A 23,260-nucleotide genomic window follows, 5' to 3' on the forward strand; every position below is an offset into this window, starting at 1 on the left:
CTAAAAATCTTTCGGTCGCCAGCCTGAAGAATATTTCTCAAAGAGCGCCAGGGCGCGGGTAAGCCTATCTGCAACTTCTATTTCTCCGGCTGTAATTGATGCCTGCATTACGGCAGCAGCACTTCGGAATCTCTCCTCGCTTCCATATACCAACAAAAGGGTATCCCATGCAAGCCGATCTTCCCGGTGCACTTGAACACTTCCCAGGGCCTGTCGCTTGGTTGTTGTCAGTCCGGTTGCCAGTAGCTGCGCAGTGACGCGAGGAGCGTCCGCCGCCTCGATCAAGGGCGATCCACTGCCATTCTCCTCTTTTCCGAAAATCTGGACCACTGTTCGCAACAGGTCCCTTTCGTTCTCAAGCGCGCTCGCCGGAGCGGACGAAATATCGCGGCGCAGCCTATCGCGCAATTTGACTTCAAGTTCCTGGGAAATGATCCGAGACTGAGAACTTTCCCTTCCCCCTATGAGCTGAATGAAGCGAAGGCGTGCGTAGAAGCTGTCGTTTGCGTCGTAGACAGCTCGCGCTATTTGATCAGCACTGTCCTGACTTTCCACTTGTTCCATCAATTGCAACACCGGGCGCAATACGGAGTAATCTGCACCTGGATCATAGAATCCCTTCGACTCGACTCTAAGTCGAGGAAACATTTCCAGGAGTACAGTCACGGTCGACTGGATTACCTCAGGGGATACCGATCCTAGATGTGTCGGCAGGCGATCGAGAACATCTTCTAGAAGGTCGTCCGCTACTGTGGATAGCGCATTCCTGAGTCCGTCCCCACTGCCGATAGCGTGGGCTACCATTCGGACTTGAACATTCGGTGCAGCGCCCTCAGGCAGTTCGTGATGGAAGTAATATCTGAGAATCTGGGCGTGTGCTACCCGCCCATCCCGTTTCCATGTCTGCTTCGAGTCATTTCCGTGCCAAACATTTTCTGTGTACAGTTGCGCGGCAGGAAAGATGAGTCTGACGAAACTATTTCCTACATTGCCTGGGAATAGCTCGACGATTGATTCTATAACCGGTCTATTCCGTTCGCGGGCGCCATCGTCGCGCCCGAGTGAGCTCTGGATTTCTGTAAGTACTGACACGTTTTGAAAAATTAGGTCGTAAGCGTGCGGACGTTGGACCCGAATAGCCTCTAGGGCAATCAAATCAACGATTCCCACTTCTTCACCCAGGGACCGCGCCGCGAGGGATAGGGAGGAGAGAAACCGCTTAATCTCCCGCAGGGTCGAGAAAAGAGGGCGTACCACCTGCCAAAATACGTCCGCCCACCTTGATGCATCCAACTGCCCGACGGGGATATCGCGTAGACACTCGGTTATTCCTCGGATGAGCAGGTCGGCAATAGACTCAGCAGTGACTGGTGGCACCTCTACTGACGTCCGAACGATTTTTTCGAGGTAGGCCGCCCCGTCAACCCCTTCGCCATTGAGGGCTGCTTCGACAACTGCCCGGTCAAAGCAGAGGACATAGATAATTCGAGGGAAAGATCCATTTAGTCTGACCAGCCGGAGCAGGTCCCTGATCTCCCCCTGTGAAAGTCGATCGATATCGTCTATCAGTACGACAATGCGCCCGTTCAGCCGATTAAGAGATTCGATTATCTCGGCGCGCTGCTCGTGAACGGAAGCTTGCTGGCCGAACGCCTGCGACACCCCGGAAGAAATGCCCTGCGCGGTGCCAATGGCTGCCCCTGCGAATGGTATGAACTTCAGAGGCGAAAGTGCGGCAGAGTAGCGTGTAAAGGCGTCAGCTATAGAAACGCTTTTCCGTCTGAATCGTTTGCGCTTCTGCTCGGTGTCCTGGAGTTGGCTGGCTAGCTCCGTGAAAAAGAATTCCATAAGTTGATCTGTCCCCGAGAAGAGCCAGGGATTGAAGCGGATGGTGCGAACCGTCTCGTTTCGTTTAAGCTTATTCGCAACTAGATTTACTAGGGAGGTCTTCCCCGTCCCCCACTTACCGGTTACCGCCAGAACGCCACCGTTGTCGGCACTCATTCCCGCTATTTCCTCTGCAATGGCGGCTGCCAAAGACGTCCGATTTAGTAGATCATCCTGTTCTCGCGAGATCGGGTCGTCCCCAGAAATGAGGGCGCTGCCGTTGTTATCGTCGTTTGCTTCACTCATTCCCGCCACCGTTCCTTATGAGAGTCGGTTCAGTGTGGCAGCCTCGGTCCGCCAAGGTGCGCGGATCGATGGATTGCAGCTATGGAGCCAACCAGTCCCAGACGCGTGTACTCCCGCTCGGATATCAGGTGGCTAATCGCTGGGCGTGCGGCTCGGGTGCCGGCCGGTGGCGGCCCGCGAGCACGGCATGCATGCCCTGCGGCACTTCTACGCCTCGGTGCTCCTGGATGCCGGGGAGAGCATCAAGGCGCTGAGCCTGTACCTGGGCGCAGCAATCCGGGGTTCACGCTCCGGGGCTACACGCCCCTCATGCCGTCCAGCGAGACGCGGACCCGGAAAGCCATCTCCGCGATGTACCGGGCCGCCGGGCACGCTCATGACGGCCCAGGCTGCCTGAGACGGTCCCTCATCGGTGGGAAAACTGCTGGTGAGGGGCTTTTACAGCCCGCCCACCGCAAGTAGCACACCATCTTGCCTGACCGCCACCTCTGAAGGGAAACGCGTCAGGCTCGGGGACTCTGACCTGGGCTCTTACTGCCGGCCGCCTGTCACCGACGGCCGCCCTCGGGCACCCTCGCACGGCCCCGGGACCGCTCGGAGCTGGTCGCGAGGGACCCGGTCGGTCGGTCGGCGGGCGCCTGTGTCACTCGTCTGGGCTGGGGGGAATCGACAGCGACCGATTGCCCGCCCAGGCTGGGAGTGACACGGGGGCCGTCCCGTTGCCTGTTCAGGAGCGCGACAGGTTCCCCGGCCCTGAAGAAAGGTGAAGGTGCCTTCGCATGTCACACCCCACCGCAGTGGCGCCGGAAGCCACCTGGGTGGCCCGGTGGGCGGGATCTCTGCTGTGCCTTGTGGTGGCCGGTATCCACGTGGTGGACCAGGGCGGCATCACGGCAACGAGGGACCCCTCCTACCTGGGCATCGCCTACCACGTCCTGGAGATCGCGGCGGTGGTCGCGGCGGTACTGCTTCTCCTCGGCCTCGTACGACTGGGATGGCTGCTGGCGGTCGGGGTCGCCCTCGGCCCCCTGGTGGGTTACATCCTCTCCAGAGGGCCGGGACTGCCCGACTACAGCGATGACATCGGCAATTGGACGGAGCCGCTTGGGCTGGTCAGCCTGGCCGTCGAAGGAGCCCTGCTCCTGCTGTCCGTGCCGCTCTTCGTGCGGAGCCTGCGCCCGGCACCGAGAGCTTCCGGGAGCATCGAAGACTAGTCTGGAAGATCGCGTACTTGGGTGGGTGCGCGTGAAGGCCCTCGTGGTCACCGAGTCGAAGGATCGGTGGAGCGGTGGGCGGACGCCGGTAGGGGGGCCTGTTGTGGACGTGGGGGCAGGGCACGAGATGGTTGCGGTCCCGTCGGGGCAGGTGACGCTGTCGGACCGGCGGACGCGGCGCGGTTGGCGGGTCGAGGTCGCGCCCTTTCGGATGTCGGCGTTCCCGGTCACGCAGTCCTGGTACGCACGCGTCACGGGCCGGCGGCCGAGTAGCGCCCAGGGTGAGCGGCTGCCGGTCGAGGGCGTTTCGTGGTGGGACGCTGTGCAGTTCTGTAACGCCCTGTCCCGGCAGGAGGGGCTGACGCCCGCGTATCACCTGTGCGTCGACGCCGAGACGGCCGAGTGGGACACCTCCGCGGACGGGTATCGGTTGCCGACCGAGGCCGAATGGGAGCACGCGTGCCGTGCGGGCACCACCGGCCCGCGGTACGGCCGGCTCGACCAGGTTGCCTGGTACCAGGGGAATTCCGATGGGCGGATCCGCTCTGTCGGCGGCAAGCAGCCCAACGCGTGGGGCTTGTACGACATGCTGGGCAATGTGTGGGACTGGTGCTGGGACGTCTACGACGCCGAGGTGTACGGGGCCTACCGGGTGCTCCGCGGTGGCGGATGGGCCGACGAACACTGGAGCTGCCGGGCGTCGGTGCGGCGGCGCAGCCACCCGACCTTCCGGATCGACGACGTGGGATTTCGCGTCGTGCGCTCCACACCACCGCCTCGGCCTGTTGTCGGCAGGGCCTGACGGGACCCGGCGAGGAGGATGACGGTGTCCCGCCAAGTGGGGTAGCGCCGATCAGAGGTGAAAGCGCAGGTGCGGGACCAGGGTGGCGGCCTGCCGAGGGGCCACCTCTGTCGGGGTGTCAGTCGGTGGGCTCTTCGCGCTTGCGGAGCAGGACCAGGACCGCGCCGCCTATGACGACCAGGCCGATGGCCGCGCCCGCGATCAGCGGGGTGATCGCGGAGCCGCCGGTGGCGGCCAGGTCGGTGTCCGTGACGGCCGCTCCGCCGACCGTGGCCGGGCTCGGCTGGTTGTGATCCTGGGCGCTCTTGGTCGTGATCGTGCCCTGCGTCCGGCAGTCGAGGACGCCGGTGAAGCGGTGACTGAAGCCGTTGGGACCGGTAATCGTGAAGTCGTAGGCCTGGTCTTCCTGGAGCGGGACGGTCACCGTGCGGGTGGCACCCGCGGGGATGGTGTGCGAGGCGCCCATCAGCTCGAAGGTGAACGGCTCGTCCCCCTTGTCGACCGCGGTGATGTCCACGCCGCCCTCGGCGCAGTCCTTCCGCGCCGACACCGCCGGTATGGCGCCCTCGGCCGCCCAGCCGGCCGTCGCCGTCGCGGAGACCGTGGACTCGCTGGAGCCGGCGAGGATCTGGGTCTGGCTGCGGCTGTCGGAGGCGAAGGCACGGCCCACCGGCACGGTCGTCGACGCCTGCACGGTCAGCTGGGCCGTGCCCGCCGTCGCGTCCTCGGGGACGTGGAAGTACAGACGGGTGCCGTCCTTCGCGGAGGTGACCGCCTTGCCGGCCTTGTCGGTGATCCGCGCACCACTGGCGGCCGCGTCCGCGGGCGGTGTCACGGTGACCGCGCCGGCGTTGGTGTGTACGGTCACCGGTCCCAGCGGCTCACCGGACCGGCCGGACACCGCGGGCGGGTCCAGGGTGAGCGAGGCCTGCGGCTCGCCCAGGTTCCGGGCGCTCTTCTCCAGGTAGTCGGCGAGCTTCTCGGCCTGCGGGTCGGCGGCGTCCACCTTCGCGCGGTCCGAGTAGCGCCATATCGCCACCTGTGTGCCGGCGGCCGCGTCCTGCTCGCTCAGGGTCCCCGCGCCCGCCTGCCGGGCGAGCGCCGCGAGATCGTTGACCTGGGGGTAGGAGTGCTGCAGGATCCAGCGGATCTTTCCCGCGTCCTTGTTGGCGCCCAGGGAGGTGCCGCTCCAGGACGTCTCCTGGTACCGGGCGTCGCGCTGGGTGGGGTTGTACAGGTCGACGCAGTACGTCTGGAGGGTGCCGCCGCCGTCCACGGACATCTCGAACAGGCCCGCCGAGACCCGCTGATCACCGCCGGCCTGGTGGATCACGGCCGTGCCGTAGGTCTTGAGGCCGCCGATCGTGGCCGTCGCACCGCCCTGGGTCTGCGGCGTCGCGTCGGCCGCGGCGGTGCCGGCGCCGGACAGCACACCGGCCGCGACGAGTCCGGACACCGTGGTGACGGCGGCCAGGCGGACCACTCCGGTGGAGCGGCGGAACCCACAGAGCGCAACAAGCACAGAATCCCCTTCGAGCAGGACCGTTGGGCGTGGGGGGCGGTCCCACCAGCAGAATCAGCAGCCCCTAGGGGCACGCCCCGGCATCCTATGGATCAGGCGAGGCCTCACCTGCCGGTCGGATCATCCGATGGCCGATCCGATCCGTAATCGTTATCGCGGCACCCTCCACGAGCCGGGCGTATCGACAAATCCACCCGGCCGCAGGTGTGTTGACCGTCCGATCTCGTCGATGTGCCCTGCTGCGGAGGGAGGCGCGCGCGACCGTACATCTCCTGACGTCATGTCATGGCCGCTGGTTCCGGCAGTGGTTGTGTCCGCTCGTTCACACGGGTGTCCGTGCGGCCGTCCGCGGGTGGTTCCGCCGGGGTGTCCGCGGGACGGGGTGTCTCCCAGTCGGGCTCCGGCCGGGCCGCCGTCGGCGGCGTCTCCGATTTGGTCCCGCGGTGGAAGACTGCGGTGCCGCGGGCCAGGTCGTGACCGATCGACACGGCGTCGATGTCGGCGGACGCCCACTGCTGCTGTCCGTCGCGGACCTCCGTGCGCACCTTCAGCCGGCCCTGGACCACGACGGGCTGGCCCACCTCCACCGACGCGGTCACGTTGACCGCCAGCTGGCGGTTGGCCCACACCGTGAAGAAGTTGGTGTGCCCGTCCGTCCAGGCGCTCTTCTCGCGGTCCCAGTAACGGGCGGTCACCGCCAGCCGGAACCGGGCCGACGGGCCCGCCGCCAGTTCGCGGTACACCGGCGGGGTCGCCACGTTGCCCACCACGCAGACGATGGTCTCGTTCATGTCCTCACTCCCCTCCCCCGGCCGGCTCTTCCCCGGCCGGGCGACGCGGGTACGGGCTCTTCCCGTATGGCCGCGCTGCCGTCCGATCGTGCGATCGGCACGACCTCAGACTGCCTCCGCCGGACCGGCCCCGCCGAGCGCTGTGGACGACTCCCCGCCTGTGGAAAACCCCGCCACCCACACGAATGAAAACCGGGCCCCAGGGCGGCCGTCGCATCGGTCACACCGACTGCGCGGCCACCCCGGAAGCCCGGTGATCGGCCTCATCCCGGCGGGCTCGGCCCACCCACGCACCCCACCCGGCCGGCTTCGCCCGCCAGGTCCGCCCTGCTTCAGCCCAACCGGACCGCCCAACCAGACCGCCCCAACCAAGCCACCCCAACCGGATCACCCCGCCCGGGCCCCCGCCCGGACCACCCGGCCCGGATCACTGGACCTGGCTCACCGCGCCCGGCTCACCCCACCCCGGCGCCGGTCCGCGCGACCCGCCCGTACTGTTCCCGCACCTCCCGATACCGCAGCAGCTCGGCCGCCACGGGGTCGAGGACCCGGGCCCGGCCGCAGCTCCCGGCGGCCTCCCGAAGACGGCGTTCCGCATCCTGGCCGTAGCGCCGGGCGGGCCCCCGCGCCGCCATCCGGCATCCCCACTCCACCAGCGGGCCGCCGACGATCCCGCAGATCATCAGCAGCACCGGCACCCCGAGATTCGGGTCCATGACACCGGCGATCTGCCCCGCCAGCCACGTCCCGCCCACGATCTGCAGCAGCGTCATCGACGCCTGCACCAGCACCGCCACCGGCCACCAGTTGGGCCGGGGCGGGCGGCCCGGCGGCAGTCCGGCCCGCGCCGCCAGCTCGTCCAGCGCCTCGGACAGCCCGTGCGAGCCGCGTACGGCCGCCTCACGCACCGCCTGTGCCCATGGTGCGGGCAGCCCCGCCGAGGCTCGGTCGGCCACCGTACGGACCGCCTGTTCCACGCGTTGGCGGGCGGTGGACTCCTCGTCGGCCTGGGTGCGCACCGCGATACGGCCGGTGGTGCGCTCGCCCCGGCCCTGGTACCAGCGCCACAGCCGTAGCCACGGCGTGCCGCAGGCCCGGTTGGCGTTGCGCAGCCAGGCCCGTTCGGCGGCCTCGCCCGCCGCGATGGCACCCACCGCGTCCGCGAGCCGCGCGGCGAACTCCTCGCGCGCCTCCTCGCTGAGGCCGATCCGCCGACCGGTGACGTAGACGGGCCGCAGTTCGTCGGCGGCGGCGTCCACGTCGGCCGCGACCCGGCGTGCGGCGGCACCGCGCTCCGCCACGAAGTCGCCTAGCGCCTGCCGCAGATCGCCCACGCCGTCGCCGGTGAGCGCGGACAGCGCGAGCACGGTGGCCCCGGGTTCGCCGAACTCGCCGAGCGCGACGCCGTCCTCGTCCAGCAGCCGCCGCAGATCGTCCAGCACCTGGTCGGCGGCGTCCCCGGGCAGCCGGTCGACCTGGTTCAGGACGACGAACATGACCTCGGCGTGCCCGGCCATGGGCCGGAGGTACCGCTCGTGCAGGACAGCGTCGGCGTACTTCTCGGGGTCGACCACCCAGATCACCGCGTCGACCAGCTTCAGGATCCGGTCCACCTGTTCGCGGTGCTGGACGGCGGCGGAGTCGTGGTCGGGCAGATCGACCAGGACCAGGCCGTTCAGCTGCGCCTCACCCTCGGGACTCTGCAGCGGGCGGCGGCGCAGGCGGCCCGGGATGCCCAGCCGGTCGATGAGACCCGCCGCGCCGTCGCTCCAGCTGCACGCGATGGGGGCGGCGGTGGTCGGTCGCCTTACGCCGGTCTCGGAAATGGCGACTCCGGCGAGGGAGTTGAACAGCTGCGACTTGCCGCTGCCGGTCGCGCCCGCGATGGCCACGACGGTGTGCTTGCCGGAGAGCTTGCGGCGCGCGGCCGCCTCGTCCAGTACGCGGCCAGCCTCGGCGAGGCTACGGCTGTCCAGGCGGGCCCGGGAGAGCCCGACGAGTTCCCGCAGGGCGTCCAGCCGGGAGCGCAGCGGGCCGTCGTACGCCAGGGGGGCGGGGTTGTGGCCGCCGGGGCTACGGCTCGGGGTCTCCAGGATGGCCCGCTCCGCGGCGAGCGCGGCGGCGTTGGCCCCCGTGATCCGCCGGGCGATCAGACCGTCGTCCCAGGCCTCCCCGGACTCGGGGTCACCGTCCCCGACCGCCGTGTCGCCCGACCGGGGCCTGGTCGCCTCCTCGAGGGGGCGCGCTTTCGCCACCCCGGCGGCGGAGCGGGACTTCGGCGATCCCTCGACCGGGCGGGACTTCGGCGCCTCGCCGGCGGGGCGGTTCGATGTCTCCGAGGCGGGGCGGCCCCTCGAGGGCTTCTCGGAGGAGCGGTCCCTCGGCGGCTCCTCGGTGAGGCGGGGCTTCTCCGAAACGTCGGTGAGGCGGGGCTTGCGGGGCTCCCCCGTGGGGCGGGGCGCCGAGGCATCCTCATCGGGGCCCGCCGGCTTCGAGGCGTCCTCGGTGAGACGGGACTTCACCGACTCCCCGAAGGGGCCTACGTCCGGCGCCTCTTCGTCGGGGCGAGGCCCTGGCGTGAACTCGATGGGGCGGAACCTCAGCAGCTCGGTGGGTTTGCGCGGCTGGGGCGCGTCCTCGGCCGGCCCCGGCGTCGGCGCCTCCTCGACGGGACGGGGTTCCGCCACGGCCTCGACGGGACGGGACTCCATCACGGCCTCGACGGGACGGGGTTGCGGCGCGCTCTCGCCGTCCCCGGGCCAAGGCGCCTCCTCGACGAGGCGCGGCCTCGGCGCGGTCTCGGTGGAGCGGGGCTTCAGCAGCTCGACCGGCTTACGGGGGTGCGAGGCGTCCTCGGTGAGGCTCGATGCCGACATGGTCTCGGCGAGGCTCGATGCCGACGCGGTCTCGCCGAGGCTGGATGCCGACGCGTCCTCCACGAGACGGGGCCTCCCGGCAGCCTCCACCGGACGAGACCGCACCACGTCCTCCACGGGACGGGACCCCAGCACCTCCTCCACCGGACGGGACCCCAGCACCTCCTCCACCGGACGAGACCGCACCACGTCCTCCACGGAGCGCAGTGTCCGGGTGTCCTCGGTGGGGCGCGGCTTCGGTGCCTCGTCCACCAGGCGCGGCCTCAGCATGTCCTCGGTGTTGCGCGGCTTGGGTGTGTGCGGAGGACGCGGATCGGTGCCGGTGTCGCCGAACTGGGCGCGTACCGACCGCACCTCGTCCATGCGCCTGTCCCTCTCCCCGTTCCTGTCCCCGTCCGTCACGCGCGCGTGACGGACGGGAGCCGGCTCCTCCGCGCCTCGCGACGCGCCTCCGCTCGACTCCGCCACTCCAGCCGCGGACCCGCCGGCCGCGCTCTCGTCCTTCACCTCCGCCCCGCGCGCGTGCCGCCCACCGCCGTCCTCGACGGCCGCGGCACCGGAAGTCCCCGAGGTCCCCGAAGCACCGGCATCACCCACGCCTCCGAATGCGCCAGTTGCACCAGTTGCACCAGCTGCACCGGTCCCACCACCAGCACCGCGTGCACCACCACCCCCCACCCGCTCGGCGTCGCTCCCGTGCTCCGCGCGCCCCGCGTGATCGGTACCGCTGCCGTGCTCCATGCGCCTCATGTGGTCGATGTGATCCGTGTGGTCCTGGTCAGTGATGGCGGTCACCGGTCACCTCTCCTTCTGCAGTACCGACAGCGCGGCGATGAGTTCGGCCTGGGGCTCGGGTTGGACGCCCAGGGCGTCGAGCGGGGCGAGGCGCCGTTCGCGTTCGGCGAGCATGACGCGGTCCACGTGCTCGGTGAGCAGACGCCCGGACCGGTCACGCAACCGCAGCGCCCCGTGGGCCCCGAGCCGCTCGGCGAGGCCCTCGCCCGCGCTGCGGGCCCGGCGACCGCCCAGCAGCGCGGTGGCGACGAGGGCGGCGACGCTCTCGGAGTCGGGAGCCGCCGTGCGCTCCAGTTCCCGCACCTCGTCCTCGGCGTACTCCTCCAGCTCGCGCCGCCAGCGGCGTACGGCGAGGCCGATACGGTGTTCGGCGCTCTCCAGGGAGGCCTCGCGGCCCGCCAGCTCGGGGGCGCCCGCGGCGGGCTCGCGGCGCCAGGCCTCGTCGACGCGCTCGTCCGCGGCGGTGACCGAACACAGCAGCAGGGCCGCCAGGCTCTCCACGAGGGCGTTGAGCAACTCGCCGGCGGTGCAGTCCAGAGGGAAGGCCCGCCAGCGTTTGAGAGCGTCCCCGGCGAGGACCGCGCCGGACTGGAGGCGACCGCGTACGCGCGCGTGCTCGCCGTCGTAGGCGGAGTCCACGGCATTGGTGAGCCGGACGGCGGCCGCGTACTGGGCGGCGGCGGCGCCGGCCAGCTCGGGCAGGCGGGACTTGAGCGAATCAAGGACGCCGTGGGCCGTGCGGGCCATGACGTGCTGCCGGGCGACGCTGTCCTGGGCGTGGTGCACGAGCCAGGTGCGCAGGGCCGCCACGGCGGTGCCGGGCAGCAGGCCCGCGCCCCAGGCGGACTCGGGCAGTTCGGGCACGGTGAAGCGCGGCACGTCGCCCAGCCCGGCCTTGGTGAGCAGGGCACCGTACTGCCGGGAGACCTCGGAGACGACCTGGTGGGGGACCCGGTCCAGGACGGTGACGAGGGTGACGTCGTAGTCCTTGGCGGTGCGCAGCAGATGCCAGGGGACGGCGTCGGCGTAGCGGGCCGCCGTCGTCACCATGATCCAGATGTCGGCGGCGCAGATCAGTTGGGCCGCGAGGACCCGGTTGTCGGCGATCAGGGAGTCCATGTCGGGGGCGTCGAGGAGGGCGAGGCCGGGCGGGAGGGTGTCGACGGTCTCGACGCGCAGCACCCGCCCGGGTCCCTCGCGGCCGGGGACCATGAGGTCGTCCACGGGGTCCTGGTGAGGCGTCCACACGCGCGTGAGCCCCGGCAGTACGCGCGTGGCGCTGAACCAGTGATGATCCTCCGGATGGCAGACGAGGACCGGTGTCCTGGTCGTCGGCCGGAGGACGCCCGCCTCGCTCACCCGGCGTCCGACGAGGGAGTTGACGAGTGTCGACTTCCCCGCCCCGGTGGAGCCGCCGACGACGGCCAGCAGCGGCGCCTCGGGGTGCCGAAGGCGGGGTACCAGATAGTCGTCGAGTTGTGCGAGGAGTTCGTCGCGGTTGGCACGCGCGCGTGGGGCCCCGGCCAGGGGCAGCGGAAAGCGTGCGGCGGCGACACGGTCGCGCAGAGCGGAGAGTGTGTCGAGCAGCTGAGGCCGTACGTCCAAGGTCACCACATGCGAAGAATGCCCAATTTTAGGGGAATTCTGAAGCATATGACTATGCCTGCGTGCCGACGGAGTGGATCGGACAGAAGGGATGACCGGGACATGGGCGCAGTCCAGGCATAACGAGTGCACAACACCCGGTGTGTCAGCCGTCAAAAGCGGTGCGCGATTCGTACCTGCCTGCGATTATCAGGACCGCTTCACCGAACCTCCACATCGAGCCACGGAGGCGAGGCGACGGGGTCAAGGAACCGGGAGCCCTATCCTTGTCCCCGGCAGCGTCACGAATCGGCCCCCTTCCAGGGCGCCGGGCACGTGGCCACCCACCAGGCCCCCGTAGCTCAGTGGATAGAGCAGGCGCCTTCTAAGCGCTTGGCCGCAGGTTCGAGTCCTGCCGGGGGCGCCTTGGAGAGCCCTCCCTTCGGGAGGGCTTTTTCGCTGGTCGGAACGGGTGACGTACGACACGCCGGGACCCCGCGCACCCCCCGGTCGAGGGCGGCTGCGGCGGACGCGTGTCGAAGATCCCGGCGATGACCGACGGCGGACCGGGCGCGGAAGATCACCCGACTGGCGCTGTGCGTCGGCCGCATTCAGGCCAGAAGTCCCGCTCAGGGGCGTCCCCTCCCCCGGGCCGGCCGGGACGGGGAGCGCGGGCCCCGGCCGGCGCCGTACGTGTCGGTCCCGGCCATTACAGTCACCGTCGGGACTGTCGGAGGGGAGAGACGACGTGCGGCTGCGCTGTGTGGTGCTGGACGACTTCCAGGGTGTGGCGACCAGGATGGCCGACTGGTCGGTGATCAAGGACGAGGTCGAGGTCGTCGCGCTGCGCGAGCACCTCGACGGCGAGGACGCCCTCGCCACGGCCCTCGCCGACTACGACATCGTCGTCACCCTGCGCGAACGGGTCCCCTTCCCCGCCTCCCTGTTCGCCCGCCTCCCGCGGCTGAGGCTGCTCATCGCCTCCGGCATGCGCAACAGCGTCATCGACCACGCGGCCGCCGAGGCACACGGGGTGACCGTGTGCGGTACGGCGAGTTCGGGCACCCCACCGGTCGAGCTGACCTGGGCGCTACTGCTCGGCCTGGCCCGCGGGATCGTCGAGGAGAGCGACGCGCTGCGCGCGGGCGGCCCCTGGCAGTCCACCGTCGGCGCCGATCTGCACGGCAGCCGGCTGGGGCTGCTCGGACTCGGCCGGATCGGCAGCCGAGTGGCGCAGGTCGGGCTCGCCTTCGGCATGCGGGTCAGCGCCTGGAGCCAACACCTGACCAAGGAGCGCGCCGCCGAGAACGGCGTCGAACTCGCCGCCTCCAAGGAGGAGTTGCTGACCGACAGCGACTTCGTCTCCGTGCACCTGGCCCTCGGCGAGCGCACCCGGGGCCTCGTCGGCGCCCCCGAACTCGCCCTGATGAAACCGACCGCGTACCTGGTCAACACCTCCCGCGCGGCCATCGTCGACCAGGACGCCCTGCTGGCCGCGCTGCACGAGGGCCGGATCGCCGGCGCCGGCGTCGACGTCTTCGACATCGAGCCGCTGCCCGCCGGCCACCCGATGCGCACCGCTCCCCGTCTGCTGGCCACGCCCCACCTCGGCTATGTCTCGCGGGCGAACTACACGACGTACTACGGGCAGGCGGTCGAGAATATCCAGGCCTACCTGGCGGGCTCGCCGGTACGACTGCTGCCCTGAGGCCCGGCCCCGCGCCCGGCTCGACCAGGCCGGCCGGTTCGTCGGTGGCGGGCGTTGAAAGGGTGATCCCCGGCCGATCACCGTGACCAGGCCCGTGCGGCGCCGTTGAAGGGGAAGTGCGGCGGCTGGCCTGCCGCTGCGCCTTCCCGAGCAACAAAAGGAGAACGTGATGGCTCGCATCGCGAAGGTGGCCGCTGTCGCTCTCGGCACCGGCGCCGTGGTGATCAGCGGGGCCGGACTGGCCCTGGCCGACGCTGGCGCCCAGGGCGCGGCCGTCGGCTCGCCCGGCGTGCTGTCCGGCAACCTGCTCCAGGTTCCGGTCCACATCCCGGTCAACGTGTGCGGCAACACGATCGACGTGATCGGCCTGCTGAACCCGGCCTTCGGCAACACCTGCATCAACCACAGCACCCCCCGTGCCGAGGGTGGCTACGGCAACTGATCCGGCCGCACGGACAGCGAAGGGCCCCGGCGCTCCGAGCGCCGGGGCCCTTGCGTTACCGGTGCACCGCCGCGCTCACGCGTACCGGTAGATCCGGCTCAGGTCCTCCAGCGCGTCCGGCGTCTCGTCCCACGGCGGAAGTTTCTCGTGCCGGGCGACGACCCGCTCGTGCTGCCTGTCGCCGATGCCGGGCGGCTCGGCGGGCCGGTACCGGTGGTCGCGGTGGGCGCGCTGCCAGCGGGACCACTGCAGGTCCAGGAAGGCGTGGTGCAGCCAGAACACCGGGTCGTTGACGGAGGCTCCGTTCAGCATCGCGCCGCCGACCCAGCGGTGCACCCGGTTGTGGTTGTGCCAGGAGGCGCTGCCGGAGCCGGTCCCCCACCCCTCCAGCTTGTTGCGGAAGCCCTTGCGAACGGTCGAGTCCCAGGGCCAGGTGTCGTAGACCGGGTCGTCGAGCGCCCACTTCAGTTCGCTCTTGGTGGGCAGTTGGATGGGCGCGGCCGAGCGGCCCAGGTCCCGGGTGAGGAACCTGCCGTCGGTGATGTTCACCTTGATGGTCCAGTGGCCCTCCGCATAGGCGAAGGGGCCGGTCATGACCTGCTGGTCGGAGCGCCGCCCGTTGCCGCCGAGCAGATCACTGGTCCAGGGCAGGGCGGTCGCCTTGCGGTCCCGGGTCCAGTCCCAGTACGGCACCGTCACCGACGAGTCCACGCGGCGCAGCGCCCGCTCCAGCTCCAGCAGGAACCTGCGGTGCCAGGGCAGGAAGGAGGGGGCCATGTGAGCGGAGCGCAGGCCCTTCTCGCCGTCGGCGGTGTAGAAGTCGATGTGCGTGCGCACGAACTCGTCGTACTCGCCACGCCGCTTCAGCTCCAGCAGCGCGTTGACGAACCGCCGCCGCTCGCCGGCGGTGAGCTTGCGGACGTCCTTACGCACGTACGCCATGCTGTCCCCCCATTCGCGTGTGGCCGGAGTGCTCGCCGCCCATCGGGCCCGGGGCCACGTCACGCAGTCGCTGACCGGGGCCGATCTGGTCCACGGCGGCCCGCGTCGCCTCCAGCGGTGTCGGGTACGACGTGTAGTGGTCGGCCATGCTCAGCCAGGTTCCGTCGGCCCGGCGCATCAGGTGCAGCGGACGGCCGTCGATGGTGATCCGCCAGTCGCCCCCGGCCGCCGCCCGCGCCACGGCCGGCACCAGGAACCCCTGGATACGGCGTCCCCGGTAGGTCTCGTCGAAGGAGCGGTCGTCGGGGTCACCGGCCGGCGGGCCGGGCCGGGAGGCGGCGACGACCGGGGCCAGTGCCAGTGCGGCGAGGGAGGCCAGCAGCCCCCGCGCCACCTCCCTTCGCGACGGTCTGCGGACCGCCGCTGAGACCTGCTGTTCCGTCCCCACCACCACTCCGCCGGCACCGATGACCATCGCGCACTCCTCGTCCGGGTTTCCGACCACGTTCGTACCGGTAACCGTTGAAGGACGGTCGGGGTCACCGCCGAGGGGCCATCCGATGAGTTCCGGCGCGGGGCCACGGGTCGAGGGCCGGGGAAGGATCCCGGGGTCGAGGGCCGGGGAAGGAGCCCGTGAGGCCTGCCCCACGGGGGGTGACTACAGGCCCGGGCCCGTGCCCAGGTTCGCGTCGGTGGCGGTCTGCAGGACCGGGGCGAGGACGCCGGCCTGGGGGATCCTGGTCCCGGGGAGGCCGAAGTTGTCCGCCCGGGGCGCGGTCAGCGGAGCGTCCACGGACAGACCGGGGGCCAGGGCGCGCAGGTCGGTGGCGGGCGCGTCGACGCCGATGTGGTCGAAGCCGTCGCCGAGGACGTGGGGCAGCGGGGACCTGGCGTCCACGCCGGGCAGGCCGGTGCTGACCGGCAGCTGCGGCAGGGTCCGGGCGGGGAGCAGCCGGCCCGTGACGTAGCGCGGTCCGTCGGGGGCGCCCGGCTTCGGCAGCGGCAGCTCCGCGGCGAGGGTGGGCACCTCCATGTCGAGGGCCGTGGAGACGCCGCCCAAGGGCACGGGGACGGGGACCGTGCCGGCCGCCGCGGCGGGAGCGGCGCTCGCGACGGTGGCCGCGATGCCCGTGACGACGGCGGCGAGAGTTCCTCGGGTGGTCGACTTCATATCAGGTACGGTCCCTTTCAGGATGCGGAGGGTTCGACGTCCGTACCGCGTAACGAGCCGGAAAACGGCTTCAGTTCACAAATCCCCCGGGTGCCCTAATAGTCAGCTCGTCCGGAAGTCCCACCAATGGACCGGCGCCGGCGTTTTGATGTCGGGAGCGGGCGCCACCACCGCCCGCCGCTCGTCGGCTCACATGCGCAGGCTGCGGGCGGGCAGATAGGCGTGCGCGGCGGCGTTCGTGGTCTCCGGGGAGCCGGCGAAGACGGCCAGGGCCTCGCCGTCGACCGGTCGGCGGGGGCCGGTGGAGGGGCAGATCCGCGTGGTGAGCATGAAGTAGGTGTAACCGAGTTTCTCCACCGCCTGGAGCCAGTCCGCCGGCGGGGTGACCTGGCTGCTGACGTGCGGCGTCTGCAGAACGATCTGACCGGCCGCCACGAGCATGCCGACCTTCAGGCTCGGCCGCTTGGTGCCGTCGACGGGTTCACCGCCGATGTGCAGGCCGAGGTCGCCGATCAGCCGCTCGACGGCGGCGGATCCGGCCTCCGGGCCGTCCGGGCCGTCCCCCAGGGAGCAGGCCAGCAGGCAGGGCGTCCGGCCGCCGCCCTCCTCGTTCCTGGCGAGCCAGGCGAGCAGGACGAGAGTACCGAGGTCGGCGGCGCGGAAGGGGCGGATGTCACTGGATGCTGAGGTCACCGAGCGACCCTATCGACGGGCCCGGGCGTCCCCCGGCGGCTTCTCACCCTTCCGGAGCAGTGCTCGTGGACGCTCCACACGATCGAGGGATGCCGCCCCGGCGCGTCGCGGCCCGGGTCCGGATCCGGGACGTGGGCGAGGGCCGGCCCGGGTGTGCGGTACGCGGCGAAGGCCGGCCCGCTGACGCGGTGCCGGCCCGGGCGCGGCAGGTGGTCCGCCGCGGCGACGGAGGGTGCCTCAGCTGTGCAGCGGCAGGCCGCCGAGCAGTCCCCGCTGGTTGATGGAGTCGGTGGCACCGTCGAGGCTGCTGAGCACGGAGTCCTTGTTCTCGGTGTCGAGCGCGTCCGACTGGTGTTGCAGCGGCATCAGGTCCCGCATGTGCGGCGGGTGCTTGGCCAGGGTGTCGATCGCGCCGTTGAGGCTCATGGGCGGCAGGTGGGTGGCGTCGTAGGCGAATGCGGGCGCGGCGGCGCCGACAAGGGCCACGGACCCGGCGACGACGGCGGCAGCCTTCAGGGACTTCATCGTGTTCCTTTCTTCGGCGACTCACGTCACCCGAGGGGTCTTTCCGGTGCCGTGCCTAACGAATTCCGGCCGGGCAAGGAAACCCCGTGCCCGGAAGACATATGAAATCCCCGAAAAGAACTCCGCGAAAAAGGCCTCGGCCGCCGGGCCGATGGGCCCGACGGCCGAGAGGCCGTGCTCCTCCCGCGTCAGGCGGCCGGCAGCGACGGGTCCGGAGGCAGACTCAGTGAGGACAGGGGGGCCAGGGAGGGCAGGGCGGAGGTGACACCGCCGAGCGTCGAACTGATCAGGCCGAGGAGGTCGTTCACCACGCTGGTGGCCGAGGAGAGCACCTGGTCGACCTTGGAGGTGAGGGCGTTGACCAGGTTGTCGATCGCCTGGTTCAGCGTGGAGAGCAGGTCGCTGACGGCGTCGCGGGCCTCGGGTCCCTTGGCGTCGTCCGCCTGCTGCGCGGCGGCCGGAACGGCGGCCGCCGCGGCGGGGGACTGCGAGGCGCTGGCCGCCACGTCCGGTGTCGCGGCCTGGCTCGGGGCGGTGGGAGCCGTGGGCGCCGTCGGTGCGGTGGGGGCCGTCGGTGCGGTGGGAGCCGTGGGCGCCGTCGGTGCGGTGGGGGCCGTCGGTGCGGTGGGGGCCGTGGGCGCCGTGGGCGCCGTGGGCGCCGTGGGCTGCATGGGGGTGGTCGGTGCCGTCGGCGCGACCGGGGGCGCCGGGTCTGCGGCGGCCCGGGCGATGGCCTGCTTCGCGGCGTCACCGAGTCGCTTGGCCTCCGCGGCGGAGAGCTTGCCGTTGGTCAGAGACCGGTCGAGCAGATCGACGACCGGGTCGAGCACGGAGTCGGTTTCTCGCAGGGCTCTGACCTGGGCCAGCAGCTTCTCCGCGCCGGGGATGGGCATCCGGGCGGCGGCATGGGCGCGTTCCCGGGCCGAGTCGGCGGCGACGGCGGCGGGGCCGGTGATGCCGACCAGTACGGCGGCACAGAGGACGGTGGAGGCGAGACGCCGCGGCGGCAGACCACGCATGGTGTTCCTTTCGGTGAACATCGGGACCTGAGCCCACCGTCCGTTCACCGCTCACCTGCCGCAACCGCTCGGATACCGGGCGTGACCCATCCGAGGGAGCGGAGAAGCGGCCGCGGCCCCGCGACGGTTTCGCGGGGCCGCGGCCGACCGAAGGGGTGCGTCCCGACGTCAGTTGTTGACGCAGGTGTTGCCGAACGCCGGGTTCAGCAGACCGACGATGTCGACGGTGTTGCCGCAGAGGTTGATCGGAACGTGGATCGGGATCTGGATGACGTTGCCGGACAGCACACCGGGCGAGTTGGCGGCGACGGCGCCGGCGCCCGCGTCGGCGGAGGCCACGCCGGCACCGCCGGCAACGGCCGCGACGGCGGCGGAGGTCAGGACCAGGCCCTTCGCGATACGCGACATGGAGAGGTGCTCCTTGGGATCGACACAACATCCGGGCGGATGCCCGGCGCTGTGTCAACGCGCGGCACCGTGCGGAGTTGTGCGGCCGATGGAGTGATAGGGCGGGGCGCGCCCGCGCGGCTCCACGCGGGCGGACGGGCACCTTCACACTTCCGACACTCTTGCCCGCTTTCTCCGTATTGTTACGGATGCTCGCTAGAGTTGCGGACCTCTCCAGTACGCGCGAAGGGGCACCGCCGGTCATGCGCACGTTCCTGGGCCCGCCGCCGCGTACGCCGGTGGTACCGCGCGACACGCCGGGTCCGCCGGACGGCGTAGTGCACCCCACGATCACTGAACCGGGTGACGTACCGGGCGTGCGGGTGCCGGCCTACGTCAACACGCTCGGCCGCGACTCGGAGGTGTCCTATCTCGGCACGGCTCTGCGGCGCGGCGGTGACCAGCCGGGCTTCCGGCTCGTTGCCCACCGCGATGCGCCGAGGGCCGAGGTGCTTTCCGTCGCCATGGACGTCCGGCAGTGAGGCGCGTTCCCGACCGCAGTCCCGAGCGCCCCCCCGTAAGCGAGGAAACCCGCGAATGCAGCAGTCAGCACCCGACCCCGGGCCCCGGGTCCTGCACCTCGCGCAGCCCGTCGACGGCGGTGTCGCCCGGGTCGTACTGGACCTGACGCGGGCGCAGCTCGCGGCCGGTCTGCGGGTCACCCTCGCCTGCCCTGGCGGTGAACTGGCCGCTGGAGCGCGGGAGCTGGGCGCGGAGGTGCGCGACTGGCGGGCCGCCCGGTCGCCGGGCCCGGGCCTACCGGGCGAGGTACGGCGGCTCGTACGCCTGATCGACGAGGTGCGGCCCGACCTGGTGCACGCGCACAGCGCCAAGGCGGGCCTGGCCGGCCGGCTGGCCGTCCGCGGGCGCCTGCCGACCGTGTTCCAGCCGCACGCCTGGTCCTTCGAGGCGGTCGGCGGACTCACCGCGGCCCTCGCGCTGCGCTGGGAGCGATGGGGGGCGCGCTGGGTCGACCGGGTGGTGTGCGTCAGCGAGGCGGAACGCACGACGGGGCTGCGCGCCGGAGTGCACGCCGCCTGCGCCGTCATCCCGAACGGCATCGACCTCGACCGCTTCCATCCGCCCCCGAGGACACCCGGCACGACACCCGGCACCGCTCCCGTCACGCCGATCGGCACGCCGATCGGCACGCCGGTCGGCACGCCGGCCGGCGGGGCGGCGCCGGAGTCCGACCCCGCGTCCCCCCTGGTGGTCTGTGTCGGGCGCCTGTGCCGGCAGAAGGGGCAGGACGTGCTGTTGCGGGCCTGGGAGGACGTCCTGGGCGTGCTGCCAGGGGCCCGGCTGGCCCTGGTCGGCGACGGGCCCGCCGCCCCGGAGTTACGCCGACGGGCCCACCCCTCCGTGCTGTTCGCCGGTGCCGTCGCCGACGTGGTGCCCTGGTACCGGGCCGCCGACCTGGTGGTGCTGCCCTCCCGCTGGGAGGGCATGGCGCTCGCCCCGCTGGAGGCCCTGGCCTGTGCGCGAACCGCCGTGCTCACCGACGTCGACGGCGCCCGCGAGAGCCTGCCGCCCGCCCTCGCCGCCCACTGTCTGGTCCCGCCGGAGGATCCCGGGGCGCTGGCCGGAGCGGTCACCGCGCTGCTGTCCGACCCGCCGCTGCGCGCGGCGCTCGGTGACCAGGGGCGCCGGCACGTCCTGTCCACGCACGACGTGCGGCACACCGCCGAGCGGGTCGCGGCCCTCTACCGCGAACTCCTCGGCGCCCGGCCGCCCGTGCCCTCCGAGTGCAGGGAGTCCATCCACTCGTGACTGCGGAAAGTACCGTCCCCTCCCCCGCCGCGCAGCCCTGGGACCACGGGTTCTCGTCCGTGTCGGTCCTGCCGCCCCGGGCCGCCGGCGGCTTCCGGTTCCCGCTGCGGCGCCCGCCCGCGCGGCCCGCCTCACCGCTGCCACTGCTCGCCGCGGACCTGCTCGCCGTGCCGGCGGGGGCGATCGCGCTGGACGAGGCCGTGCGCCGGCCGCTGCCGCTCGCCGCCCTGATGGCCGGCGCCCTGCTGCTGCGCCCACGCTCCACCCGCCCGGTCCCCGGTGTGCTCGACGAACTGCCCACGGTGTGCGGGCGGATCGCGGTGGCCTGGCTGGCCCTCGCCGCGCTGCTCGCCGCCCACGACCCCGAGCGCGCCCTGTCCGTGTGGACCCTGCTGCTGGGCTGGGCGCTGCACGCGACGGCGGCCTGCGCGGGCCGGGGCGCCGTGCACTGGCGGCGCCGGGCCGCGCTGCTGCGCCACCCGCGCACCGCACTGGTCATCGGGCCCGCCGCCACCGCGCAACGGGTGGCCGCCGCGCTGCTGCGCGACCCGCGCTGCGGGGTGCGGCCCGTCGGCGCGGTGACGGAACTCCCGGACGGCAGCGGCGGGTTGCCGGTGCTCACCAGCGGCGAGGAGGTGGAGCGGGCGCTCATCCAGAACGGGGTGCGGGTCGTGCTCACCGTCGACCCGGCCGTGCGCACCGGCAAGGGGCCGCTGCTGCGGGCGCTCGCCGAGTCGGGCTGCACGGTGTGGGAGGTGGACGCGGACAGTCCGGCGTACGAGATGCGCGAGCAGCTCGCCGGGTTCGCGGTGCGCCGGCTGGACCTGGGTTCACGGCGGCGGACGAGCGCCGGCAAACGGCTGCTGGACGTGCTGGTGTCCGGGACGCTGCTGGTGCTGGTCAGCCCGGTGCTGCTGCTGTGCGCGACGGTGCTGCGGATCACCGACGGTCCCGGCGTGGTCTTCCGCCAGGAGCGCATCGGCAAGGGCGGCCGGCCCTTCACGCTGCTGAAGTTCCGCACCCACCGCCCGGTCGACGAGCACGAGGCGGCGACCCGGTGGAGCGTGGCCGGCGAACTGCGGATGAGTCCCTTCTGTCGCTTCCTGCGCCAGACCTCGCTGGACGAGCTGCTCCAGCTGTGGAACGTCTTCCGGGGTGACATGAGCCTGGTCGGCCCGCGCCCCGAACGGCCGTACTTCGTGGCGCAGTTCAGCAAGGCCCACCCCGGGTACGCGGCCCGCCACCGCATGCCGACCGGCATCACCGGGCTCGCCCAGGTCCACGGGCTGCGCGGGGACACCTCCATCGAGGACCGGGCCCGGTTCGACAACGCCTACATCGACAACTGGTCGCTGTGGCAGGACGTCTGCATCCTGCTGCGCACCGCGGCCGCGCTCGTGCGCTCGACGGGGAGCTGACCGATGGCCCTGGTCCTGCCGCCGCGCCGGTTGCCGCTCCGGTCCGCGGTCCGGCCCGTGCTGCCCGTGCTGCCCCTGATGGCCGTGGTCGCGCTGCTCGGGCTGCCGGTCGCGTCCGGCGGCGAGGGCGGCGCGGGTCCCGCCGACGCGCTGTCCGCGGTGGTCGTCGGCTACTGCGCCGTACGCCTGCTGCGCGAGCGCCGCCGTCCGCTGTCCCGGACCGCCTTGCTGGTGCTCGGGCTGCCCGTGCCCGGCCTGGCGCTCGCCGCGATGAACGCGGCCCAGCCCGGCGAGGGGATCGCCGGGCTGGGCCGCTACCTCCAGATCTTCGTGCTGGTGCCGGCCGCCGTCGTGCTCGTGCTGCGCGGACGGCCCGACTTCCGGCTGCTGGCCTGGTCGTTCGTGGCCCTCGCGGGGTGGCAGGGCGGGATCGGCGTGCATCAGTACGTCACCGGGACCGGCGCCTCGTACCAGGGCGAGGACATCCGCGCGGTCGGCACCTTCGGCGCGACGGACGTGATGGGCATGGCGACGGCCGTGTCCTTCGGGCTGGTGTGCGCGGTGGGCCTGATGCTGGGCCGGCGGGCGGTGCGGGAGCGGGTGCTCGCCGGCGCCTGTGCCCTCGCCCTGCTGCTGCCGCTGGCCCTGTCCTTCAGCCGGGGCGCGTGGATCGCCACCACCGTCACCCTCACCGTCCAGCTGCTGCTGGCCGGGGTGCGCCGGGCGCTGAAGGCGGGCGTGGTCGTGGCGGCCGTGTGCGTGGTGCTGGTGGGCGGGTTCGGGGTGGGTACGGCGATGCTGCAGGAGCGGATCGACAGCATCACGCGGGTCACCGACGCGCCCGACCAGTCGGTGACCGACCGGTACACGATGTGGGCGGCGGCCACCGACATGTGGCGTACGCGCCCGCTGACGGGTGTGGGGCTGAAGGGATTTCCCGAGTTCCGTGACGGGCACGCCTCGCTCGCGCTGTCCTCCGGCAGTGACACCGAGGGCGCCGGGGCGGCCTTCCGCCGGCAGCCCCTGCTGTCGCCGCACAACATGTATCTGCTGGTCCTCGGCGAGCAGGGCCTGATCGGGCTGCTGGGTCTCGCGGGCGGCTGGCTGGCGCTGCTGGTGTGCGCCCTGCGCGGTCTGTGGCGGGCCCGCACGACCGGCGGGCGGGGCCTGGAGTGCGCGCTGGTCTCCTGCGGGCTGCTGGTCTGGCAGCTGGTGGACTTCGCGTACGCCGACATCGGCGGCCCCTCGACCGTGCTGACGGCGTTGTGCTTCGGGCTGGTCGCCTGGTGGGCGCTGGTCGGCGGCGACGAGACCGCCCCGGCCGCCGGCACCCCGGCGCCGGCCGGCCGGACCTCGCCGGCGCAGGAGGTGGCTCGATGGTGAGGGCACCCCGCGCGTCCCGGGATCC

Annotated in this window: 20 protein-coding genes, 1 tRNA gene and 1 pseudogene; 10 read left to right on the forward strand and 12 right to left on the reverse strand. The window is 71.6% G+C overall.

The window, feature by feature from the left end:
* Window positions 1-2,133, reverse strand: a complete 2,133-nt coding sequence (locus ACIBA9_RS15710; RefSeq protein ID WP_399363253.1) for a P-loop NTPase fold protein — start codon at window positions 2,131-2,133, stop codon at window positions 1-3.
* Between the two features lie 160 nt (window positions 2,134-2,293).
* Between ACIBA9_RS15710 and ACIBA9_RS15715 the strand changes: the two are divergent.
* From ACIBA9_RS15715 to ACIBA9_RS15725, 3 genes and pseudogenes are all read left to right on the forward strand, one after another.
* Window positions 2,294-2,595, forward strand: a pseudogene (locus tag ACIBA9_RS15715) (hypothetical protein); the annotation flags it as partial.
* Between the two features lie 317 nt (window positions 2,596-2,912).
* Window positions 2,913-3,347 (forward strand): hypothetical protein, encoded by a 435-nt coding sequence (locus ACIBA9_RS15720; protein ID WP_399363255.1) that lies wholly within the window; start codon window positions 2,913-2,915, stop codon window positions 3,345-3,347.
* 127 nt (window positions 3,348-3,474) lie between these two features.
* Entirely contained in the window at window positions 3,475-4,149 is a 675-nt protein-coding gene (locus ACIBA9_RS15725) for a formylglycine-generating enzyme family protein (RefSeq protein WP_399363615.1), read from the forward strand.
* 118 nt (window positions 4,150-4,267) lie between these two features.
* Here ACIBA9_RS15725 and ACIBA9_RS15730 read toward each other — a convergent pair whose 3' ends face one another.
* From ACIBA9_RS15730 to ACIBA9_RS15745, 4 genes are all read right to left on the reverse strand, one after another.
* Complete coding sequence (locus ACIBA9_RS15730; RefSeq protein ID WP_399363617.1) at window positions 4,268-5,623, reverse strand: Cys-Gln thioester bond-forming surface protein; 1,356 nt, start codon at window positions 5,621-5,623, stop codon at window positions 4,268-4,270.
* 326 nt (window positions 5,624-5,949) lie between these two features.
* On the reverse strand, window positions 5,950-6,462 hold the full coding sequence (locus ACIBA9_RS15735; protein WP_399363258.1) for a single-stranded DNA-binding protein: 513 nt from the start codon (window positions 6,460-6,462) through the stop codon (window positions 5,950-5,952).
* A gap of 455 nt (window positions 6,463-6,917) precedes the next feature.
* Window positions 6,918-9,701, reverse strand: coding sequence for a GTPase (locus ACIBA9_RS15740; RefSeq protein WP_399363260.1), 2,784 nt, complete (start codon window positions 9,699-9,701; stop codon window positions 6,918-6,920).
* 435 nt (window positions 9,702-10,136) lie between these two features.
* Window positions 10,137-11,747 (reverse strand): dynamin family protein, encoded by a 1,611-nt coding sequence (locus tag ACIBA9_RS15745; RefSeq protein WP_399363263.1) that lies wholly within the window; start codon window positions 11,745-11,747, stop codon window positions 10,137-10,139.
* A 321-nt stretch (window positions 11,748-12,068) separates the two neighbouring features.
* Here ACIBA9_RS15745 and ACIBA9_RS15750 point away from each other — a divergent pair.
* From ACIBA9_RS15750 to ACIBA9_RS15760, 3 genes are all read left to right on the forward strand, one after another.
* Window positions 12,069-12,141 (forward strand) — tRNA-Arg (locus ACIBA9_RS15750).
* Window positions 12,142-12,465: 324 nt separating this feature from the next.
* Window positions 12,466-13,425: a D-2-hydroxyacid dehydrogenase family protein gene (locus ACIBA9_RS15755; protein ID WP_399363266.1), complete on the forward strand. Its 960-nt coding sequence runs from the start codon at window positions 12,466-12,468 to the stop codon at window positions 13,423-13,425.
* A gap of 169 nt (window positions 13,426-13,594) precedes the next feature.
* Entirely contained in the window at window positions 13,595-13,867 is a 273-nt protein-coding gene (locus ACIBA9_RS15760; RefSeq protein WP_399363268.1) for a chaplin, read from the forward strand.
* A 75-nt stretch (window positions 13,868-13,942) separates the two neighbouring features.
* Here ACIBA9_RS15760 and ACIBA9_RS15765 read toward each other — a convergent pair whose 3' ends face one another.
* The 7 genes from ACIBA9_RS15765 to ACIBA9_RS15795 all read right to left on the reverse strand — a co-directional run bounded on the left by ACIBA9_RS15765 (window position 13,943) and on the right by ACIBA9_RS15795 (window position 18,625).
* The gene (locus ACIBA9_RS15765) at window positions 13,943-14,809 is read right to left on the reverse strand and encodes a tyrosinase family protein (RefSeq protein ID WP_399363270.1); all 867 of its coding nucleotides are present in this window, start codon (window positions 14,807-14,809) and stop codon (window positions 13,943-13,945) included.
* A complete protein-coding gene (locus ACIBA9_RS15770) occupies window positions 14,793-15,284 on the reverse strand; it encodes a tyrosinase family oxidase copper chaperone (RefSeq protein ID WP_362151392.1) in 492 nt (163 codons plus the stop codon). Before ACIBA9_RS15770 ends, ACIBA9_RS15765 begins: the two co-directional genes overlap by 17 nt.
* Before the next feature lie 183 nt (window positions 15,285-15,467).
* Window positions 15,468-15,980: a hypothetical protein gene (locus ACIBA9_RS15775; protein ID WP_399363272.1), complete on the reverse strand. Its 513-nt coding sequence runs from the start codon at window positions 15,978-15,980 to the stop codon at window positions 15,468-15,470.
* A 189-nt stretch (window positions 15,981-16,169) separates the two neighbouring features.
* Window positions 16,170-16,673, reverse strand: a complete 504-nt coding sequence (locus ACIBA9_RS15780) for a DUF5949 family protein (protein WP_393898551.1) — start codon at window positions 16,671-16,673, stop codon at window positions 16,170-16,172.
* A gap of 237 nt (window positions 16,674-16,910) precedes the next feature.
* Window positions 16,911-17,198 (reverse strand): hypothetical protein, encoded by a 288-nt coding sequence (locus ACIBA9_RS15785; RefSeq protein WP_399363274.1) that lies wholly within the window; start codon window positions 17,196-17,198, stop codon window positions 16,911-16,913.
* A 188-nt stretch (window positions 17,199-17,386) separates the two neighbouring features.
* Window positions 17,387-18,217: a hypothetical protein gene (locus tag ACIBA9_RS15790; RefSeq protein WP_399363276.1), complete on the reverse strand. Its 831-nt coding sequence runs from the start codon at window positions 18,215-18,217 to the stop codon at window positions 17,387-17,389.
* Window positions 18,218-18,385: 168 nt separating this feature from the next.
* A complete protein-coding gene (locus tag ACIBA9_RS15795; protein ID WP_399363278.1) occupies window positions 18,386-18,625 on the reverse strand; it encodes a chaplin in 240 nt (79 codons plus the stop codon).
* A 242-nt stretch (window positions 18,626-18,867) separates the two neighbouring features.
* On the opposite strand from ACIBA9_RS15795, the gene ACIBA9_RS15800 reads away from it, so the two are divergent.
* The 4 genes from ACIBA9_RS15800 to ACIBA9_RS15815 are packed head-to-tail and all read left to right on the forward strand — an operon-like array spanning window position 18,868 to window position 23,235.
* Complete coding sequence (locus ACIBA9_RS15800; RefSeq protein ID WP_399363280.1) at window positions 18,868-19,146, forward strand: hypothetical protein; 279 nt, start codon at window positions 18,868-18,870, stop codon at window positions 19,144-19,146.
* Window positions 19,147-19,201: 55 nt separating this feature from the next.
* Window positions 19,202-20,434: a glycosyltransferase gene (locus ACIBA9_RS15805; protein WP_399363282.1), complete on the forward strand. Its 1,233-nt coding sequence runs from the start codon at window positions 19,202-19,204 to the stop codon at window positions 20,432-20,434.
* Complete coding sequence (locus tag ACIBA9_RS15810; RefSeq protein ID WP_399363284.1) at window positions 20,431-21,852, forward strand: exopolysaccharide biosynthesis polyprenyl glycosylphosphotransferase; 1,422 nt, start codon at window positions 20,431-20,433, stop codon at window positions 21,850-21,852. The genes ACIBA9_RS15805 and ACIBA9_RS15810 overlap by 4 nt, the downstream gene beginning before the upstream one ends.
* 3 nt (window positions 21,853-21,855) lie before the next feature.
* Entirely contained in the window at window positions 21,856-23,235 is a 1,380-nt protein-coding gene (locus ACIBA9_RS15815) for an O-antigen ligase family protein (protein ID WP_399363286.1), read from the forward strand.
* Window positions 23,236-23,260 lie beyond the last annotated feature (25 nt).

The organism is Streptomyces sp. NPDC051452, assembly GCF_044454765.1.
In the GTDB taxonomy this organism is placed as follows: Bacteria; Actinomycetota; Actinomycetes; order Streptomycetales; family Streptomycetaceae; genus Streptomyces.

What these genes read in the sequence shown, in the direction of transcription:
- ACIBA9_RS15790 (WP_399363276.1), bottom strand. Translation starts at nt 18,217, where the DNA reads ATGCGTGGTCTGCCGCCGCGGCGTCTCGCCTCCACCGTCCTCTGTGCC.
- ACIBA9_RS15775 (WP_399363272.1), bottom strand. Translation starts at nt 15,980, where the DNA reads ATGAAGTCGACCACCCGAGGAACTCTCGCCGCCGTCGTCACGGGCATC.
- ACIBA9_RS15785 (WP_399363274.1), bottom strand. Translation starts at nt 17,198, where the DNA reads ATGAAGTCCCTGAAGGCTGCCGCCGTCGTCGCCGGGTCCGTGGCCCTT.
- ACIBA9_RS15800 (WP_399363280.1), top strand. Translation starts at nt 18,868, where the DNA reads ATGCGCACGTTCCTGGGCCCGCCGCCGCGTACGCCGGTGGTACCGCGC.
- ACIBA9_RS15815 (WP_399363286.1), top strand. Translation starts at nt 21,856, where the DNA reads ATGGCCCTGGTCCTGCCGCCGCGCCGGTTGCCGCTCCGGTCCGCGGTC.
- ACIBA9_RS15735 (WP_399363258.1), bottom strand. Translation starts at nt 6,462, where the DNA reads ATGAACGAGACCATCGTCTGCGTGGTGGGCAACGTGGCGACCCCGCCG.
- ACIBA9_RS15770 (WP_362151392.1), bottom strand. Translation starts at nt 15,284, where the DNA reads ATGGTCATCGGTGCCGGCGGAGTGGTGGTGGGGACGGAACAGCAGGTC.
- ACIBA9_RS15795 (WP_399363278.1), bottom strand. Translation starts at nt 18,625, where the DNA reads ATGTCGCGTATCGCGAAGGGCCTGGTCCTGACCTCCGCCGCCGTCGCG.
- ACIBA9_RS15710 (WP_399363253.1), bottom strand. Translation starts at nt 2,133, where the DNA reads ATGAGTGAAGCAAACGACGATAACAACGGCAGCGCCCTCATTTCTGGG.
- ACIBA9_RS15740 (WP_399363260.1), bottom strand. Translation starts at nt 9,701, where the DNA reads ATGGACGAGGTGCGGTCGGTACGCGCCCAGTTCGGCGACACCGGCACC.
- ACIBA9_RS15720 (WP_399363255.1), top strand. Translation starts at nt 2,913, where the DNA reads ATGTCACACCCCACCGCAGTGGCGCCGGAAGCCACCTGGGTGGCCCGG.
- ACIBA9_RS15765 (WP_399363270.1), bottom strand. Translation starts at nt 14,809, where the DNA reads ATGGCGTACGTGCGTAAGGACGTCCGCAAGCTCACCGCCGGCGAGCGG.
- ACIBA9_RS15725 (WP_399363615.1), top strand. Translation starts at nt 3,475, where the DNA reads ATGGTTGCGGTCCCGTCGGGGCAGGTGACGCTGTCGGACCGGCGGACG.
- ACIBA9_RS15805 (WP_399363282.1), top strand. Translation starts at nt 19,202, where the DNA reads ATGCAGCAGTCAGCACCCGACCCCGGGCCCCGGGTCCTGCACCTCGCG.
- ACIBA9_RS15760 (WP_399363268.1), top strand. Translation starts at nt 13,595, where the DNA reads ATGGCTCGCATCGCGAAGGTGGCCGCTGTCGCTCTCGGCACCGGCGCC.